The sequence below is a fragment of the Streptomyces hainanensis genome, from assembly GCF_004348415.1.
Classification (GTDB): domain Bacteria; phylum Actinomycetota; class Actinomycetes; order Streptomycetales; family Streptomycetaceae; genus Streptomyces; species Streptomyces hainanensis.
This window is the reverse complement of record NZ_SMKI01000805.1, coordinates 1-1,551: the sequence shown is the minus strand read 5'-3', so window position 1 is coordinate 1,551 and position 1,551 is coordinate 1. Positions and strand designations below refer to the sequence as shown.

At 70.2% G+C, this 1,551-nt stretch carries 1 protein-coding gene and 1 pseudogene; both read right to left on the bottom strand.

Annotated elements, in window-relative coordinates; all coding sequences use genetic code 11:
* Positions 1 to 18 precede the first annotated feature (18 nt).
* Positions 19 to 570: a diaminobutyrate acetyltransferase gene (gene ectA / locus E1283_RS36070; RefSeq protein ID WP_243745346.1), complete on the bottom strand. Its 552-nt coding sequence runs from the start codon at positions 568 to 570 to the stop codon at positions 19 to 21.
* Between the two features lie 505 nt (positions 571 to 1,075).
* A pseudogene (locus E1283_RS37865) lies at positions 1,076 to 1,551 on the bottom strand (hypothetical protein); the annotation flags it as partial.

The following is a 1,551-nucleotide window of genomic DNA, read 5'->3' as shown; positions in this document are numbered from 1 at the left end:
GAGGGGATGAGCGGTGGCTCAGTGCTGCTGCGCGACGGCGGGGACGGGTATGGGCCCGATCCGGTAGAGCACTTCGGGCTCGTGGCCCGCCTCCGGGAAGTCGTGGGCGTCGAACAGCACCTCGCGCGTGACGGGGGCGCGGTGCCGTTCGGCGAACGAGGCGAACAGCCGGTTGGATGCGGTGTTGTCCGGTGTGACGGTGGTCTCGATCACGTCCACCCCCAGCTTGTCGCCGGTGCGGCGAGCCAGCGCGTCGAGCATCGCCGCGGCCAGCCCCCGACCCCGTTGCCCGCGGTCGACCGCCACCTGCCAGACCAGCAGGGTGCGCGGGGCCTCCGGGCGGCTGTAGCCGGTGATGAAACCGACCGGGCCGGCGGAGGCGTCGCGGGCCACGATGGACGTGTTCGCGTAGTCGCGGCACCACAGTAGGTAGCTGTAGGGGGAGTTCAGGTCGAGTGCCCGGGAGTCCCGGGCGAGGCGCCACAGCGCCGCGCCGTCCTCCGGCCGTGGGCTGTCCAGTTCCAGCCCGGGGAATTCCCCGTCGTCCAGTCTGCTCGGCTCGATTGGCATGTTCGGATAATCGTCGTCTGCGGCTCGTGCACGGTCGGGTTGTGCGGGGGTCATGCAGATCGAATTTACCGAGCGAATCGCGAAATCGCATCGTGGGCAGGGGTTACCCGGGTGATGGTCGTGTGTTATCGCGTGCGCGCGTGGATCATCATGGCCCACTCGGCGATATGTGCCGGTTTGCCCGTTGGTTACCGGGCAAAACGGGTGAAGACGAGGGTTTTGTAACGCTTGCGTAACGAAGAAGTGACCTGGGTGGTGCTCGTTGTGACCTTCCGGGATTCCGGCAAAAGAGTGTTTGAGGTCCGAGAGACCGGGCAGAAGAGGCCCGCGAGAACGCCCTGGATTAGAGGGTAAACGCGATTCGAATTCCCCGCTCAATTCTGCGGGAGGAATTATCCCAGGGTTCCCGGAGAACGCTCGCCGAATGGCGCCGCGCTCGGCCCCGCCTCACCGGCCCGCCTCACCGGCCACCTCTCACCGGCGGCGTCCCACCGGTGGTGGCGCCTCAGCCGAGGGTGCCGCTCGTCTCCACCGCGCCGCCGGCACCGGCGCCCTCGACCAGGAAGCGGTCGCCCGAGGTGTCGCGTGCCCCCAGCGCGTGGTCGTACTGCCCGGCGAACACGTGCTCGCCCGCCGGTACCACCGCGCCGGGGCGCAGCTCCCACCGGAACACCAGCACGTCGTCCTCCACCGCGGTGGTCAGCGCGAAGTCCGCCTCCGGGAGGGTCCGCCAGGCGCCCGTGGCCCTGACCCCCTCGCCGGCCACCACCCGCAGCTCCACCGAGAACGACGTCAGCGGCTGGCTGAGCGTCACCGTCAGGTCGCTCTGCGACCAGTAGGGGTTGCTGCCCGGATCCACCCGCCCCGAGGCGCTCAGCTCCGCCGCGGCGGCCGGCGGCGCCTCGTCGTCCCGCTCGGCGCCCGTCCAGCGCACCGCGAGCGAGGCCGTGCCCAGCGTCACCACCAGCGCGAGGACCGCGC